Origin of the sequence: Bradyrhizobium sp. USDA 4532 (genome assembly GCF_024171315.1) — a bacterium.
GTDB lineage: Bacteria > Pseudomonadota > Alphaproteobacteria > Rhizobiales > Xanthobacteraceae > Bradyrhizobium > Bradyrhizobium australafricanum.
The window spans coordinates 7570280-7586842 of record NZ_JALJZN010000001.1; the positions used below are offsets into that span (position 1 = coordinate 7570280).

General features: G+C 64.9%; 14 protein-coding genes. 9 read left to right on the forward strand and 5 right to left on the reverse strand.

Annotation, left to right across the window (positions count from 1 at the left end):
- Positions 1-128 precede the first annotated feature (128 nt).
- Together J2R76_RS34940 and J2R76_RS34945 are read left to right on the forward strand one after the other, a co-directional pair.
- Positions 129-1454 carry an O-acetylhomoserine aminocarboxypropyltransferase/cysteine synthase family protein gene (locus J2R76_RS34940; protein ID WP_141340384.1) on the forward strand — a complete coding sequence of 442 codons (1326 nt, stop codon included), beginning with the start codon at positions 129-131 and terminating at the stop codon, positions 1452-1454.
- A gap of 33 nt (positions 1455-1487) precedes the next feature.
- Positions 1488-2285 (forward strand): MetQ/NlpA family ABC transporter substrate-binding protein, encoded by a 798-nt coding sequence (locus tag J2R76_RS34945; protein WP_253625505.1) that lies wholly within the window; start codon positions 1488-1490, stop codon positions 2283-2285.
- 94 nt (positions 2286-2379) lie between these two features.
- Here the strand turns inward: J2R76_RS34945 and J2R76_RS34950 are convergent, their stop codons facing one another.
- A complete protein-coding gene (locus J2R76_RS34950; RefSeq protein ID WP_253625506.1) occupies positions 2380-3768 on the reverse strand; it encodes an FAD/NAD(P)-binding protein in 1389 nt (462 codons plus the stop codon).
- A 582-nt stretch (positions 3769-4350) separates the two neighbouring features.
- On the opposite strand from J2R76_RS34950, the gene J2R76_RS34955 reads away from it, so the two are divergent.
- Positions 4351-5010, forward strand: coding sequence for a TetR/AcrR family transcriptional regulator (locus J2R76_RS34955; protein WP_253625507.1), 660 nt, complete (start codon positions 4351-4353; stop codon positions 5008-5010).
- A gap of 8 nt (positions 5011-5018) precedes the next feature.
- On the opposite strand, the gene paaZ is transcribed toward J2R76_RS34955, so the two are convergent.
- Entirely contained in the window at positions 5019-7091 is a 2073-nt protein-coding gene (gene paaZ / locus J2R76_RS34960) for a phenylacetic acid degradation bifunctional protein PaaZ (RefSeq protein ID WP_253625508.1), read from the reverse strand.
- Between the two features lie 498 nt (positions 7092-7589).
- On the opposite strand from paaZ, the gene J2R76_RS34965 reads away from it, so the two are divergent.
- Together J2R76_RS34965 and J2R76_RS34970 are read left to right on the forward strand one after the other, a co-directional pair.
- Positions 7590-8363, forward strand: coding sequence for a hypothetical protein (locus J2R76_RS34965; protein ID WP_253625509.1), 774 nt, complete (start codon positions 7590-7592; stop codon positions 8361-8363).
- 85 nt (positions 8364-8448) lie between these two features.
- Positions 8449-9567 (forward strand): branched-chain amino acid ABC transporter substrate-binding protein, encoded by a 1119-nt coding sequence (locus tag J2R76_RS34970; protein ID WP_253625510.1) that lies wholly within the window; start codon positions 8449-8451, stop codon positions 9565-9567.
- Between the two features lie 154 nt (positions 9568-9721).
- Here the strand turns inward: J2R76_RS34970 and J2R76_RS34975 are convergent, their stop codons facing one another.
- Positions 9722-10126, reverse strand: a complete 405-nt coding sequence (locus tag J2R76_RS34975; protein WP_253625511.1) for a GFA family protein — start codon at positions 10124-10126, stop codon at positions 9722-9724.
- Between the two features lie 49 nt (positions 10127-10175).
- Positions 10176-10754 (reverse strand): TetR/AcrR family transcriptional regulator, encoded by a 579-nt coding sequence (locus tag J2R76_RS34980; protein ID WP_229193258.1) that lies wholly within the window; start codon positions 10752-10754, stop codon positions 10176-10178.
- Positions 10755-10834: 80 nt separating this feature from the next.
- Between J2R76_RS34980 and J2R76_RS34985 the strand changes: the two genes are divergently transcribed.
- Complete coding sequence (locus J2R76_RS34985) at positions 10835-11149, forward strand: monooxygenase (protein WP_253625512.1); 315 nt, start codon at positions 10835-10837, stop codon at positions 11147-11149.
- Here J2R76_RS34985 and J2R76_RS34990 read toward each other — a convergent pair.
- A complete protein-coding gene (locus tag J2R76_RS34990) occupies positions 11146-11619 on the reverse strand; it encodes a hypothetical protein (RefSeq protein ID WP_253625513.1) in 474 nt (157 codons plus the stop codon). The two genes, J2R76_RS34985 and J2R76_RS34990, sit on opposite strands and share 4 nt — an antisense overlap.
- A 398-nt stretch (positions 11620-12017) precedes the next feature.
- Between J2R76_RS34990 and J2R76_RS34995 the strand changes: the two genes are divergently transcribed.
- From J2R76_RS34995 to J2R76_RS35005, 3 genes are all read left to right on the forward strand, one after another.
- On the forward strand, positions 12018-13064 hold the full coding sequence (locus tag J2R76_RS34995) for an aldo/keto reductase (RefSeq protein WP_253625514.1): 1047 nt from the start codon (positions 12018-12020) through the stop codon (positions 13062-13064).
- Positions 13061-13915, forward strand: a complete 855-nt coding sequence (locus J2R76_RS35000) for an amidohydrolase (RefSeq protein ID WP_092081376.1) — start codon at positions 13061-13063, stop codon at positions 13913-13915. Before J2R76_RS34995 ends, J2R76_RS35000 begins: the two co-directional genes overlap by 4 nt.
- Positions 13916-14036: 121 nt before the next feature.
- Positions 14037-16376 carry a Tex family protein gene (locus J2R76_RS35005; RefSeq protein WP_057017463.1) on the forward strand — a complete coding sequence of 780 codons (2340 nt, stop codon included), beginning with the start codon at positions 14037-14039 and terminating at the stop codon, positions 16374-16376.
- Positions 16377-16563: the final 187 nt, after the last annotated feature.

Here is a 16563-nt window from a genome sequence, read left to right on the forward strand (position 1 = left end):
GACGCCATCAGACGCGCCGCCAGCACGCTCATCGCTATTTTCTCCGATGTCTCGACAGTCGCGGACGCTGCTGCGCATCATTCTTTGCCTTTTGATGCTGGGTCCACGGATTTCAGGAGAATTTCGAGATGCCGATCGAAACCAAGAATGTCGAGACGCTCGCCTTGCATGGCGGATCGTACCGGTCCGACCCGGCGACCGGCGCCGTCGCCGTTCCGATCTACCAAACGACGTCCTTTCAATTCGAGAATACCGATCACGCATCGCGGCTGTTCGCCCTGGAGGCGATCGGACAGATCTACACCAGGATCAAGAATCCGACGGCTGACGCGTTCGAGGAGCGCCTGGCCGCGCTGGAAGGCGGCGTTGGCGCGCTGGCCGTGGCGTCGGGCCAGTCGGCGACGGCCTACGCGATCTTCAACATCGCGCAAGCCGGCGACAATATCGTCTCATCGACCGATCTGTACGGCGGCACCTGGACGCTGCTGTCGCAGACGCTGAAGCAGTTCGGCATCGAGGTTCGCTTCGTCGATCCGGCCGATCCGGAAAACTTCCGCCGGGCGACCGATGCGAAGACCCGGGCCTATTTCGCCGAGACGCTGCCGAACCCCAAGCTCAACGTCTTCCCGATCAGGGAAGTCGCGGATATCGGCCGTTCGCTCGGCGTGCCGCTGATTCTCGACAACACCGCCGTCCCGCTCATTGCGCGCCCGTTCGAGCACGGCGCAGCGATCGTCGTCTATTCCGCGACAAAGTATATCGGCGGCCACGGCACGTCGATTGGCGGAGCGATCATCGATGGCGGCAATTTCGACTGGGCGGCGCACGCCGAGCGCTTCCCGCTGCTGACGCAGCCGGACGATGCCTATCACGGCGCGATCTGGACCGAGGCAGCCAAGCCGCTGGGTCCGATCGCCTACATCCTGCGCGCACGCGTGAAGCTGCTGCGCGATCTCGGTGCCGCGGTCGCTCCCCAGAACGCATTTCAGTTCATCCAGGGACTCGAGACCTTGCCCCTGCGGCTGCGTCAGCACAACGAGAACGCGATCAAGGTCGCGAATTTCCTGGCACGACATCCCGCCGTTTCGCACGTGATCTTCCCCGGACTGCAGAGCGGGGAGGACCGGCGCCGCGCCGATCTCTATCTGAAGGGCGGCTATGGCGGGCTGGTCGGCTTCGAGCTGAAGGGGGGCGTCGAGACCGGCCGTCGTTTCATCGATGCGCTGAAACTGTTCTATCACGTCGCCAATATCGGCGATGCGCGCTCGCTGGCGATCCACCCGGCGTCGACCACCCATCAGCAGCTGAGCGCCGCGGAACAGCTCGCGGCAGGCGTGACGCCCGGCTACATCAGGCTTTCGGTCGGCATCGAACATCCCGACGACATCCTCGCCGACCTCACCCAGGCATTGGCCGAGGCTGAGGCGGGAAGCAGCGGCCGCAAGGCGGCCTGATCGATCCCTGAAGACGGAGTTGAAACCGAGACCATGAAGACATTGTTGCGCCTGGCGCAGGCGGCTGGCGTGCTGCTTGCCATGACTGCGGCCGCCGTTGCGGACGAACCTCTCAAGATCGCGACCAGCGCCGGCCCGGTCGGTCAGCTGGCTGGCTTTGCCGCCAAGCTCGCCAGGGACAAGGGGCAGGACGTCAAGATCGTCGAGCTGTCGGACTGGGTCGCGTTGAACGAGGTGGTGAACAGCGGCGACGTCGACGCCAACCTGTTCCAGCACGCCACCTATCTCGCGATCCAGAACAAGCAGCGCGGCTTCGACCTGGTCCAGGTCGACAAGGTCGGCGTGATCGCGCCCGTCGGGCTGTTCTCGAAGAAGATCAAGTCGCTCGAGGAGATCAAGCCCGGCGACAGCGTTGCGATCCCGAACGAGCCGCTCAACGGCGCGCGCGGCTTGATCCTGCTCGAACGCGCCGGACTGATCAAGCTGGCGCCGGGCAAGGGTTTTTCGGTCAATCGGTTTGATATCATCGAAAATCCCAAGAACCTGAAGATCGTCGAGCTTGATCCGGCGCAGACCTACCGGTCGCTCGATGACGTCACGCTTGCGCTCGTCAACATCACCTATCTGATACCGGCCGGCGGTGATCCAAAATCGGCGCTGGTGATCGACCGCACGGTCGATGACGGTCTCGTGCTGCGCTTTACCGCGCGGCCGGACAAGAAGGACGATCCGCGCCTGAAGGCCTTCATCCAGGTCTTCAATTCACCCGAGGTCAAGCACTTCATCGAGGAGAAGCTGCCGGCGTTCATTCCGGCCGGCTTCGGCAGCTAGAGCTTTCCCGAGCGAAGTGGACGCCGGTTCGCGGCAGGAAAGCGCGTCAAAACTGGAATCTGGAGCTCCGTTCCGATTCCATCGGAACGGGGTTCTAGACGCGCGCGAGGGATGCGAGTCGCCGCCCCTCGTCGGAGTGAACCAGCAGAGCGGCAAGCTCGGCGCATTGGTTGCGGATGTCGGGAATTGCGCTGATTTCCCAGAACGCGGCGCGCGTGAGCGGGCCGACGGCATACAGGCGGCGCGATGGGACGCCGTCGTGACCGATGATCGCGCAATTGCGATCGGTTTCGATGCCGATGCGGAGCGGATCGACGCGCGCCAGGCCAAGCTCGAGCAGGCTGCGCACCGCGGGATTGGCGGTTGCGCGCGGATCCTTGACAATGCCGGTGCAGTCGACGATGGCGCCGACATGCATGCGACGGAGCCTGCTCTCGCCGCGCCGCCGGTAACTGACGATCGCGCCTGTCCGGTCGGGCTCGGCCGAGATCAGCTTTGCGGCCATCGGGGTGAGCCGGCCTCCATAGATCGCTTCAGTGATCCGGACCTCCACTTGCGGCGCCATCCGATGCCGATGCACGTCCCACCAGGCGCGTGCGTGCTCGAGGAACCGGCGCTTGGACGAAAGCGGGAGCTCACGCCACAGTCGCTGGGTATGGGGGCGAAGCCCATCGATCACGCTGCGCCAATCGCCGCCCGCTGCGATGTGCCGGTCGATGCGGCCGCGAAGCCAGCGAAGCAGGCTGCCGATTCCGGAGCCGAAGGGGACCTCCGCCTCCTCGATGTGCACGGCGTCGACCCGGCGGTGCGGTTTCGCGAGAAGGCCTCGGCGCGACATCGCAACGATCGGCCCGCGATGTCCGTCGCGCAGCAACGACAGCACGTAATCGACCATCGTCAGGCCCGTGCCGAGGATCAGGACGGTCGCGTCGTCGGCGATCGCAGCGGCAGACGGTGCTGCCCAGGGATCGGCATGTCCCGGACTGTTCGCGCGTGGATCGTGTCCGGTTGCGAGAACGACGATGTCGCCGATCAGCTGCCGGCCGTCGTCGAGGCTGGCGGTGACGTCGCCTCGCCGTTCGCGGATCGCGGTGCATCTGCCGTGCACGATCGACAGGCGTTGGATGTTGGCCTGATCGGACGCCTGTTGCTCGAGCAGACTGGCAATGTAGTCACCAAAGATGCGCCGCGGCACGAAGCAATAGGGATCAGGGCAGAGCGGCGCGTCCGCCCCGCGCGAGATCAGCCAGTGCCAGAAATGGTCCGGCTTGTCGGGCAGCGCACTCATATTCGCGACCCGTACATTGAGCAGATGATCCGGATTGCCGGTATGATAGGCGATGCCGCGCCCGATGTCGGGACGCTGCTCGATCAGGCTGACACGGACATCGTCCGTCGGTTGACGCAGTAGCTGGTGCGCCAGCAGGACGCCGCTTGCGCCGCCGCCGACGATGATGACGTGACGCGCTCGAGGAGCTGTCATGCTATCGCTCTGTGCGTGATCCTGCCGCACGACATGTGCGGCGTGGGCAGACTGACGTCGGCGTGGCGATGGATCACATCTGCCGCGGTCTCGATTGGGCATGCGTCGCGCCAACGAGCGGTCAGCCGTGAGGACCAAACAGAAAGAGTTCGTGCATGTCCTTGCCGTCGGGGTTGGCGGCACGCGCCAGCCGCCGCTGCCATCTCTTCAGCCGGCGTGCCGCGCGATGAAGGACGTGGAGCCAAGAGGATGTCCGCACCCAGAGCCTCCTTCGCATTCCGAGCCGTTCGATGAACGATAACACGCTCCTGTTCGGGACGCGCGCGAAACTCGGCGGCGCCGCGAACTTTGCAATTAGACGCGCATGGCGAGGCGATTTGCAGCACAGAGATGCTCTCGCGACGCGGCGCCAGGAAAATTCATTCCGGGCAATGTTGCCCGATCGCCGGGCTTATGGAATTGTCCGACCGGATGGTCAATAAATAGCGGTTCGGAGGCGGGGCTGTGGTCCCGGAACCTTGCGACTATTGACTGACATCTCTGGACGATGGCCGAACGGCCGCCTGGTGAAACGGACAAGACATGGCCCGATCGCGCGCCAAGGACTATGACGACAAGCGCCTCTCGATGCTGCATCGCTCGGCCGAGCTGTTTGCCGCATCGGGATATGTCGGCACGTCGATGAACACCATCGCCGATGCCTGCGGGGTTTCGAAGGCGCTGCTCTATCACTATTATCCCGACAAGGAAGCGATCCTGCTCGATATCCTGTCGTCGCACCTCGCGAAGCTGGTGGCGGCGGTCCGCAAGGCGAGCGCACAGGCCGGCGATCCGGTCGCGCGCTTCAGGACGATCGTTGCGACCCTGCTCGAGCTCTACCGGCATGCCGACGCCGAACATCAGGTCCAGATCTCAAGTCTCAAGCTGTTGCCGAAGGACAAGCAGCAGCCGCTGCTCGCAAGCGAGCGGATCCTGGTCGGGATCATGTCGGACGCACTCGCCGCCGCCGTGCCGGCGGCGAAGCACAAGCGCCTGCTCAAGCCGCTGACGATGAGCGTCTTCGGCATGCTGAACTGGCATTACATGTGGTTTCGCGAGGGCGGGCCGATGACCCGCGCCGAATATGCCGGTTTCGTCGCGCAGCTCGTGCTGGCCGGCGCCGACGATGCCGCGGCCGGCGCCACCCGGCCGCGCGGCAGGGCGAAATCGGCCGGCCGCGGCCGACAGGCCGAGTTGCTCTGACGCGCCTCTTAACCCCGCATCGCGTTCATGGTCAGCAGCTCGTAGGTCGCCGCGGTTTCGCCGGTGCCGGTCGTGATCTCGACGTCCCAGCGTACCTCGCCATATTGCTTGTTGCGCGGCATCTTCTCCTTCGCCGTCAGCCGCACCTGGATCTGTTCGCCGGGCTGGACGGGTTTGACGAAGCGCAGCGAGTCGAGGCCGTAATTCGCCAGCACCGGCCCGTAGTCGGGATCGACGAACAGGCCGGCCGCAAAGGACAGCAGCAGATAGCCATGCGCGACGCGGCCCGGGAAGAAAGGATGCCCCTTCGTCGCTTCCTCGTCCATATGGGCGTAGAAGGTGTCGCCCGTGAAATGCGCGAAGTGCTCGATGTCGTCGAGCGTGACTTGCCGCGACTTCGAGACCAGCGTGCGGCCGATCTCGAGATCGTCATAGTGATAGCGGAACGGATGCAGGTCGCCTTCGAGCATCGGGCTGCCCTTGAACCAGCGGCCGGTGACGCCGCTCAGCATCGCCGGCGATCCCTGCAATGCGGTGCGCTGCATGTAGTGCTGGAGGCTGCGGACGCCGCCCAGTTCCTCGCCGCCGCCGGCCCGGCCGGGGCCGCCGTGAACCATCTGCGGCATCGGCGAACCGTGTCCGGTGTGCTCGCTCGCGCAGTCGCGGTCGATGATCGCGACGCGGCCGTGAAAACTGCCGATGCCAAATGCCAGTTCGGTCGCTGCCGGGATGTCGTGCGTGTAGATGGATGCGACGAGGCTGCCGCCGCCGCGATTGGTCAGCGCGATCGCTTGCTCCAGACCGTCGTAACCCATAACGGTGCTGACAGGGCCGAACGCCTCGATCGCGTGGACTGCGGATGCGGCGAGCGGCTTGGCGCAATGCAGCAGCAGCGGCGGAACGAAGGCGCCGCGCTTCGCATCGGCATCGAGCAGCGCGAAGTTGCCGGGATCGCCGGCCACCAGTTCGGCTTCGGCGCGAAGCTTCGCGACATGGGCAAGCACATCGCTGCGCTGGCCGAGCCCGACAAGCGGCCCCATCCTGACCTTGTCGTTTTCGGGATTGCCGATCGTGACCTTGGCCAGACGGTCGCGCAGCGCCGTGATCACGGCATCGAGCTGTGCCGACGGCACCAGCGCGCGACGGATCGCGGTGCATTTCTGGCCGGCCTTGACCGTCATCTCCTTCGCCACTTCCTTGACGAAGAGGTCGAACTCCGGACTTCCCGGCACGGCGTCCGGAGCGAGGATTGCGGCGTTCAGCGAATCCCGTTCGGCGATGAACCTGACCGCCTCGCGCGCGATGACCGGATGCCGCTGCAGTTTTTGCGACGTGTCGGCCGAGCCTGTGAAGGACACGACGTCCTGGCAGGTCAGATGGTCGAACAAGTCGCCGGTCGATCCGACGATGAATTGCAGCACGCCTTCGGGCAGCGCGCCGGATTCGGTGATGATCCGAACTAGCTCGTGGGCGACATAGGAGGTGACCGTCGCGGGCTTGGTCACGACGGGCACGCCGGCCAGCAGCGCCGGCGCCAGCTTCTCCAGCATGCCCCAGCACGGGAAGTTGAATGCGTTGATGTGCACTGCGACGCCGTGCAGCGGCGTCACGATATGCTGACCGGCGAATGCGCCAGCCTTGGAGAGCCCTTCGACGTTGCCATCGAGCAGGAATTTGCTGTTCGGGAGCTCGCGGCGGCCCTTGCCGGCATAGGCGAACAACGTGCCGATGCCGCCGTCGACGTCGATCATTGCGTCGGTGCGGGTTGCGCCTGCGTGGAATGACAGTTTGTAGAGCCGGTCCTTGTGCTGGGTCAGATAGTCGGCCAGCGCCTTCAGTAGGCCCGCGCGCTGATGGAACGTCAGCTTTCTGAGATGTTTGCCGCCGATCGCGCGGCCATAGGCGAGGATCTCGCGCATGTCGAGATCGCTCCTGGTGGTGACCGCCACCACATCGCCGGTGACGGCACTGTGAATCTCGGCTGCCGGTTCGCCCGGGCCGGACCATTTTCCGCGCACGAAGCTGTCGAGCTTCGTGACGTTGCCCGCCGTCCGTGCACCACTGGATTGAGGCTGTGTCATCGCAATTGGACCTTCTGACTTGTGATCAATGATGCGTCTCGCCTTGACGGCGGAATGTTCAATCCGAACGTTCAAGCTTTGGCTCGTCCGACAAAGCGCGTCGCGCGCTTTTCGAGAAAGGCGTTGAGCGTCACGACGCGATATCCGGCGCGGATATCGGTCAACACCAATCGCTGACCATGATGACCTCCCGTTGCGGCTTCTGGTGGCCGAAGGTTGCGTGACGTGCGCTTGGATTACTATTGACCGTCCGGTCAGTCAATTATAATCCGCGTAACGGCTTGGGATGATGACACCGGGCAATATCGAGCGAGCACGATTTCGGTCTCGGTTGCGATTTCAGATCCGGCAAGAGCGTCAGGATGATCCGGCGGGCATCGCCTGTCTGCAGCAAAAGTGCCGACGCGTAAGCACGGTCCCGTGCACTCGAGCGGTGCCATGCTGCCACAAATCGGCCCCATATCAACGGCGACCTCCCGCCGCCATGAGGATTGGCCGATGACGATGCAGTCGCCGGATATCGCCGGGTTTCGGTTCTCGACCGCGGATTTCGGCGAGCGCGACCGCTTGCCGATCTTTCGCGAGCAGATCGGGCGGATGATCGTGAAGCTCGATCCGGAGCCACTGAGCGGCACGTTCCATGCCGAAGCCAATGTGCGCGAGCTGCCTGGGCTCGGGATCGGATCCTGGGCGTGCAGCAACCTCAAGATCGCACGGCCGCGCGAGCAGCTCGACGGCAATGACGACCTTGTGCTGACGATCATCACGAGCGGCAACGCCCGCGCGTCGCAGCGCGGCCGCGACATCGAGCTGGGCCCGGGACAGGCCGTGCTGGAGTCGAGCGCGGAGGTCGGCAACATGGTGGTCCCGGTCTCGCCGAGCCGTTTCGTCGGTCTCAGGCTCCCGCGCAAGGCGCTGGCACTGCTGGTCCGCGATCCCGAGGACATGCTGAACCGGTCGTTGCCCGCGAACACCGAGGCGATGCGTCTGCTGGCGCTCTACATCAGGGAGCTTGACGACAGCTACCAGCTCGCGACGCCCAAGCTGCGCGGCGCCGTCGTCCGGCATCTGGTCGATCTCGGGCGACGTCGCAAACAGCGCTCTCCGCCAGCCTGTGTGCTGTCGCGCACACAACATCGCCGCCCAATCACGTCCGCTGCGGGCGATTTCAGACGTCAATGCACGACAACGTGTTTCACATTGTTGCCCGATGTCGCATATGTCCAATCCCCCGTCGCCTCAGTCCGAGCCTGCCGATCGTCTCGCGCTTAAAAGGCAGCCCCCGGTGATCGTTGCAATCGGCGGATTCGTCGACTGCGATGCATTGAGGCGACTTGAGACCATCGAGGAGAATGTGATGAAGTTTGCACTTCGAGGATATTTTCTTGCGCTCGGCGCGAGCCTGGCCTTGTCCGGCGCCGCCATGGCACAGGATATCAGTGTTGCCGTGGTCGGGCCGATGACCGGCTCCGAGGCGAGCTTCGGCCAGCAGTTCAAGAACGGTGCTGATCTCGCGATTGCCGATATCAATGCGGCGGGTGGCGTGCTTGGCAAGAAGCTGAAGCTGGAGGTCGGCGACGATGCCTGCGATCCGAAGCAGGCGGTGTCGGTTGCCGAGAAGATGGCAGGCGCGAGGATTCCGTTCGTCGTTGGGCATTTCTGCTCATCGACCTCGATCCCTGCGTCGGACGCCTATGCAGAGGGCAATGTGCTGCAGATCACGCCGGGCTCGACCAATCCGCAATTCACCGAGCGCGGGTTATGGAACACGTTCCGTGTCTGCGGCCGGGATGACCAGCAGGGCACGGTTGCGGCCGCCTACATTATCAAGAACTACAAGACCAAGAACGTCGCGATCATCCACGACAAGACGACCTACGGCAAAGGCCTTGCCGACGAAACGAAGAACGCCATCAACGCCGCGGGCGTGAAGGAAAAGCTCTATGAGGCCTATACCAAGGGCGACAAGGATTTTGCTGCCCTGGTATCCCGCTTCAAGAAGGAGTCGATCGATTTCGTCTATGTCGGCGGCTATTATGCCGAGGCAGCGTTGATCCTGCGCCAGATGCGCGAGCAGGGCGTCAATGCGGTGCTGATGGGCGGCGACGCCCTGGTCGACAAGCAGTTCGCCGCGATCGCAGGTCCGCTTGCCGAAGGCTCGCTGTTCACCTTCTCGCCCGACCCGCGCAAGAAGGCGACCGCGGCCGCGACCTTGAATAAGTTCAAGGACAAGGGCATCGATCCCGACGGCTACACGCTCTACAGCTATGCCGCGTTCCAGATCTGGAGCCAGGCCGCGGCCCGCGCCCAGACCACGGACGCAAAAAAGGTCGCTGCGGCCATCAAGGCCGGAAGCTGGGATACCGTGCTCGGCAAGATCAGCTACACGCCGAAGGGTGACATCACCCTGATCGACTACGTCGTGTACCGCCGCGACAAGGACGGCAACTACGCCGAACTGCCGGCCGGCCAATGATCGCCAGAGCGTTTTCGAGCGAAGCGGATACCGGTTCGCGTGAAGAAAACGCGTCAAAGCAAAATCAAGAGCCTCTGTTCCGATGCAATCGGAACGGAGGCAACCCTGGCCAGGCTGAATCGTTTCCCGCTGCGCCCGTGACCGGCGCATCCGGTCACACGTTCCGGGCAAAGCGTGCAGCGCCGGGGATCGGCGTGAGCCATGCGACGGCGCGATCGGTATAGATCTCGGCTTGCGGCTGCAATCCCTCCATGCTGTCGAGCGTACCGGCTTTCACCACGACGTTGCCGGGCATCAATGCGGTCTTCGCCAGCAGCGGGGACCCGCAGTGCCTGCAGAAATGACGATGGACCGAATGGCCGCTGTCGCCCTTGTCGACGAACACCACCGTCTCGCCCGACTGCTGGTAGTCGGCTTCGCGGATCACGAGGTTGAATGAAAACAGGCTGCCGCTTTGCCGCTGGCAATGTGTGCAATGACATATCGCGATGCTCCGCGGTTCGCTCTTGAGCGTGTAACGCACCGCGCCGCACAGGCAGCCGCCGTTCCGTTCCTGCATGCTGGTTTCTCCCATTCGATGACGCCGTCGCCGCGACAAGGACGCCGCCTCAGGCGTCGCCAATCACGGCATCGATGAATGTGGTGGCCGACTCCCTCAACTGCTTGCGGCTGTATCCGGCGCGCTCCATCACGGCGAGTCCGCGCGTGAACGTCACGATGACGCGCGCCAGCCGGTTTGCATCGGCCGTGCTGCGCCTGTTCGGCGCCGCGCTGATGGCTTTGCCGACCAGTTGCTCGAGCCGGGTGAGCACGTCCAGCACGCGCTGACGCACATCCGCGCTCGAAACGGACGCGTCCAGCGCGGTGCGCGTCGTCAGGCAGCCCCGCTGCGGCGTGCCGTTCGTCATGTTGACGATGATCATGTCAAAGAAGCCCCTCAGTCTCGCCGAGGTATCGCCCTGCGCCAGCGCGCTGCCTGCCGCGTCCAGGAATTGCGCGGCATACTGATCGAAGGCGCGCAGGAAGATCGCTTCCTTGTCGCCATAGGCGTTGTAGAGGCTGCCGCGCTGGACGCCAGTCGCGGCCGCGAGGTCCTGCATGGTCGCATCGTGCAGGCCCTTGCGCCAGAACACGTCGAGCGCGGTTGCGATCATCTCGTCCTCGTCGAACTGACGCACGCCCACCATTCGATCTACTCCATCGGGTCATTCTTGACATGGTCGTCAATATTGACAATGATGTCAAGAATGAAGCCGAGGAGGTCCGGATGATTACCGCTGTCACGACGTTCAAGCTGCCGAAGCCGATCACGCGCGAGGAAGCCCGAAGCATCTTCCTGAGCACAGCACCGATCTATCGCGGCATTCAGGGGCTGTTCCGAAAGACCTATATGCTGTCCGAGGACGGGATGACGGCCGGCGGTATCTATTTCTGGAACTCGAGGGTGGAGGCGGAGGCGCTTTACACCGATGCGTGGCGCTCCCGCGCCCGCGAGAAATATGGCGCCGATCCGACGGTGACCTATTTCGAGAGTCCTGTGGTGGTCGACAACCTTGCCCAGCAGATTGTTGCCGACGATTAGCAACGACGCGGCGGAGGCGGATGCGCAACACGGGTGCGCGGCGGCGCTGGGACCAGCTCGCGCGCGATCCAGACCGCCGCCGGCCCATGGCGAGCTCGGCAACCGCCGCGACGGATTTTCAGCCAGATCGGCGCGAGCTTCGGTGACGGCGGCAGGTGGTTCGCGATCTGCCGGCGAAACAGCTCGTCATCGGGCAGTCCCGTGATCGGAGCGGTGAATGCTTCCGGCGGCAATCTGCGCAGCCACAGCGGAATGCCCGCCGCGGCCGCGGCGTCCGCGAGCGAGCGGCCGTCGATGACGCATGCGCGTGCGCGCGCCGAAGCGATCCCGGCTCGCGGGACCGCCAGCGCGAACAACAGCGCAGGAAAGCTCGCGGCAAGGTCCGCAAGACGCGTGTGCCGCATGGCCAGCGCGCGGACCCTTCCCTGAACGTGTGGATGATACCTCCGCAGCTGATGTTCGAGCAGCACGGAGCGTGTGGCTCGCGACGAGAGGTCACCTGAAGCGTCGAGGTCATGACAAAAGTTCCGCAAGCGCGGAGCCCAAGGCCCGCGGTAGATTCGATTGCGGGTGGGTGTTGCGATTTTACCCGGGATCCGATCCCGGGACGCGCGTCAAAAATCGCGCGGCGAACCCGGGAAGCGCACAGACCTGAACATCGTCGCCTCCTGCGTTGAAGTTGCGGAGCGCTCCCATAGCCTATTTCCCGCCGATCGGCAACGTGAAGCTGTGCATTGCATTTTAGCGATGTGGTGCGTGCGCGATGAGAGACCACACCGCGGCGTCGGCCGCCAAGGTCTCTTCACGATCCCGGTCAACGACGCTAGTCTGATGAGGGGCTAACAAGAAACGCAGGCGGGAGGCCATAATGACCCAACAACAATCCTCCGATCCAGGCTCCCCGGCACTGCCACGCCGCAGGCTCGGCCGCACCGGGCTCGATGTCTCCATTCTCGGCTTCGGCACAGCACCGCTCGGCGACCTGTTCGCACGGCTCGACGACACTGCTGCGATCGCAGCAGCGGAGCGGGCGTTTGCGCTGGGCGTCAACCTGCTGGATTCCTCGCCGCTCTACGGCCATGGCCTCGCCGAACACCGCAGCGGCACCGCGCTGCGCCGCGTGGCGCGCGACGACGTCGTCGTCTGCACCAAGGTCGGGCGCTGGATGGACCCGTTCCACGGCCGCGGCGACGGCTCCAATTTCGCCGGCGGCGCGCCGCATCGCGCGGTGTTCGACTATTCCTATGACGGCACCATGCGCTCGGTGGAGCAGTCGCTGCTGCGGCTCGGCACCGATCGCATCGACCTGCTGCTGATCCACGACGTCGACGTCTGGACCCACGGAGCTGACGCGATCGAGGCGCGGTTTCGCGAGGCGATGGAGGGCGCCTATGTCGCGCTCGACAAGTTGCGTTCCGAGCGCGTGGTCAAGGGCATCGGGATCGGCGTCAACGAGGCCGAGATGTGCGTGCGCTTCGCCAAGGCCGGAACGTTCGACACCATGCTGCTTGCCGGCCGCTACTCGCTGCTCGAGCAACCCGCACTCGCCGAATTCCTGCCGCTGGCGCAAGCAAAGGACATCGGCATGATGCTCGGTGGCGTCTTCAACTCCGGCATCCTGGCGACCGGCGCGGTTTCCGGCGCCAAGTACAATTACAGGGATGCGCCGCCGGACGTGATGCAGAAGGTGGCGGCGATCGATCGGGTCTGCCGCGCCCACAACGTGGCGCTGCCGACCGCGGCGCTGCATTTCGCGCTCGGCCATCCGGCGGTGGCAAGCCTCGTGCTCGGCGCGCAGACGCCGCAGGAGGTCGAGCGCAACGTCGCCGCGTTGTCGTCGCCCGTGCCTGCCGCGCTGTGGCGCGACCTGAAGAATGAGGGGCTGCTCGACCAGCATGCGCCGGTGCCGGCATGATGCGGATCGACGCCCATCACCATGTCTGGACCCTGGCGCGCGCCGATTACGGCTGGCTGACGCCCGAGCGCGGGCCGATCTACCGCGACTTCGGCCTAGCCGATCTCGCGCCGCATCTCGCCGCGGCCGGGATCGAGGGCACCATCCTGGTGCAGGCCGCGCCGACCGAAGCGGAGACGGCATTTTTGCTCGATATCGCAAAGGGCGCCGAGCAGGTGCGCGGCGTGGTCGGCTGGGTCGACTTCGACGCCGCCGATGCCGCGGCGCGGATTGACGCGTTTGCCGGGCGCGAGCTCCTGGTCGGCCTGCGGCCGATGGTGCAGGACATCGCCGATGACGACTGGCTGCTGCGCCCCGAACTGGCGGCGCCGCTCGAGGCCATGGCGCGGCATGACCTGGTCTTCGACGCGCTGGTGCTGCCGCGCCATTTGCCGCGGCTCATTCAGGTGGTCGATCGCCATCCGGACCTGCAATTCGTGCTCGACCATTTCGGCAAGCCGCACCTTGCGACCGGCGACATCGCAGCCTGGAAGGACGACATCGCAAGCCTCGCCACACGATCCAACGTCGTCTGCAAACTCTCGGGCCTTGCGACCGAGGCGGCACCGAACTGGCAGGTTGCCGATCTCAGCGAGGCCGTGGATCATGCACTGGCATGTTTCGGGCCGCAGCGGATGCTGTGGGGCAGCGACTGGCCCGTCGTCAATCTCGCCGGCGGCTATGCGCACTGGTTCGCGGCGGCGGAGACCTTGCTGGCTGATTTGTCAAGTGACGCGAGGGTCGCGATTTTCGGCGGCAATGCGGCGCGCATCTATTTGTCAAGCCGCGGACGGCCAACATCCCGGAAATAGATTGCGGCCCGCGCCCAATTTGATCCACAGCGCGCCTTGATGAATCAATCCGGGATGGTTCATAAGCGGCCTCCGCGCCATCGGTGATCCGGCGGCGCAACGGAATTTCAGAGAGACGGGCGTGGCAAAGATTCATCATCAGATTGCGCAGGAGCTGGGGGTTCGCGACGAACAGGTCGAGGCGGCGGTGACGCTGCTCGACGGCGGCGCCACGGTGCCGTTCATCGCGCGATACCGCAAGGAGCTCACCGGCGCGCTTGATGATGCCCAGCTGCGCACGCTGGAAGAGCGGCTGACGTATTTGCGCGAGCTCGAGGAGCGCCGTACCGCGGTGCTCAATTCGATCCGCGAGCAGGGCAAGCTCGACGCCGCGCTCGAGGCTCAGATTATGGCCGCCGACAGCAAGGGCCGGCTCGAGGACATCTATCTGCCGTACAAGCCGAAGCGTCGCACCAAGGCCGAGATCGCCAAGGAGGCCGGCCTCGAGCCGCTCGCCGATCAGCTTCTGACGCAGCCCGAGAGCGATCCGAACGAGGCCGCGACGCCCTTCGTCAATGCCGAGAAGCAGGTCGCCGACGTCGCCGCGGCGCTCGACGGCGCGCGCGCGATCCTGGTCGAGCGCTTCGCCGAGGATGCCGACCTGATCGGCGCGCTGCGTGAGGAGATGTGGTCGAACGGCATCATGGCCTCGACCGTCCGCACCGGGAAGAAGACCGAAGGCGAGAAGTTCAAGGACTATTTCGATTTCTCCGAGCCGCTGCCGAAGTTGCCGTCGCATCGCATCCTGGCGCTGTTCCGCGGCGAGAAGGAAGAGGTCCTCGACCTCGCCATCAAGCCGGAGGCGCAGGAGCCGGTCGTAGGCCAGCCCGGCCTCTACGAGCTCAAGATCATGAACCGCTTTGCGATCTCCAACCAGGGCCGCAAGGGCGACAAATGGCTGACCGAGACGGTGCGCTGGGCCTGGCGCACCAAAATCCAGATCCACCTCAACATCGATTTGCGGCTGCGGCTGTGGACGGCGGCCGAGACCGAGGCGGTGCGCGTGTTCGCCTCGAATCTGCGCGACCTCTTGCTCGCGGCGCCGGCCGGCGCGCGCGCCACCATGGGGCTCGATCCCGGCTATCGCACCGGCGTCAAGGTCGCGGTGATCGATGCGACCGGCAAGGTGGTGGCGCATACGGCGATTTTCCCGCACGAGCCGCAGCGGCGCTGGGATGAGGCGCTCGCCATTCTCGGCAAGCTCGCGATCGAGCATGGCGTCGAGCTGATTGCGATCGGCAACGGCACCGCCTCGCGCGAGACCGACAAGCTCGCCGCCGAGCTCGTGAAGCGGCTGCCCGAGCGCAAGATGACCAAGATCGTGGTCTCCGAAGCCGGCGCATCGGTCTACTCGGCCTCGGCCTTCGCCTCGAACGAATTGCCCGACCTCGACGTCACCATTCGCGGCGCGGTCTCGATCGCGCGGCGCCTGCAGGATCCCTTGGCCGAGCTGGTCAAGATCGATCCGAAGGCGATTGGCGTCGGCCAATACCAGCACGATCTCGGCGAGGCCAAGCTCGCCCGCTCGCTCGATGCCGTGGTGGAAGACTGCGTGAACGCGGTCGGCGTCGATGCCAATACCGCCTCGGTGCCGCTGCTCGCGCGGGTGTCGGGCATCGGCCAGGGACTGGCGCAAAGTATCGTGCAGCACCGCGATGCCAACGGCCCGTTCAAGTCGCGCAAGGCGCTGAAGGAGGTGCCGCGGCTCGGCCCGAAGGCGTTCGAGCAGTGCGCCGGCTTCCTGCGTATCAGCAATGGCGAGGATCCGCTCGATTCATCCGGCGTGCATCCGGAAGCCTATCCGGTAGTGCGCCGCATCCTCGAGGCGACCAAGAGCGACATCAAGGCGCTGATCGGCAATGCCGACGTGGTGCGGGGTCTCAAGCCGCAATCCTTCGTCGACGATACGTTCGGATTGCCGACCGTCACCGACATTCTGCGCGAGCTGGAAAAGCCCGGCCGCGATCCGCGTCCGGCGTTCAAGGCGGCGGTGTTCAAGGAAGGCGTCGAGGAGGTCAAGGACCTAAAGAAGGGCATGATCCTCGAGGGCACCGTGACCAACGTCGCCGCATTCGGCGCCTTCGTCGATATCGGCGTGCACCAGGATGGGCTGGTGCACATCTCGGCGATGTCGCGGAATTTCATCAAGGACCCGCGCGAGGTGGTGAAGCCCGGCGACATCGTCAAGGTCAAGGTGCTGGACGTCGAGGTCGCGCGCAAGCGCATCGCGCTGACGCTGCGGCTTGACGACGAGATCGGGCCGAAGAAGGACAATGCGGCGCCGTCGCGCGATTTCTCCCGCGGCTCCGGCAAGATGACGTCGTCGGCTCCGCGCCGGCCGCAGGAGCAGTCCGGCGGCGGCGCGCTCGCCGACGCGCTGCGCCGCGCGGCCGAGAAGAACGGACGCGGCAAGCCGACCTGAGCCGCGGAGGAGGGCGGCGAGCCGAGTTCGCCGCCTTATTCGAAATCGACCACCTGACGCTTCTGGCTGAGTTGCCTAAGCTGTCCCCGTCATCCTGAGGTGCGAGCTCTTGCGAGCCTCGAAGGATGCACGGCCCCATTTCTGGCCGATTCATCCTTCGAGGCCCGCTCCGCGGGCACCTCAGGAT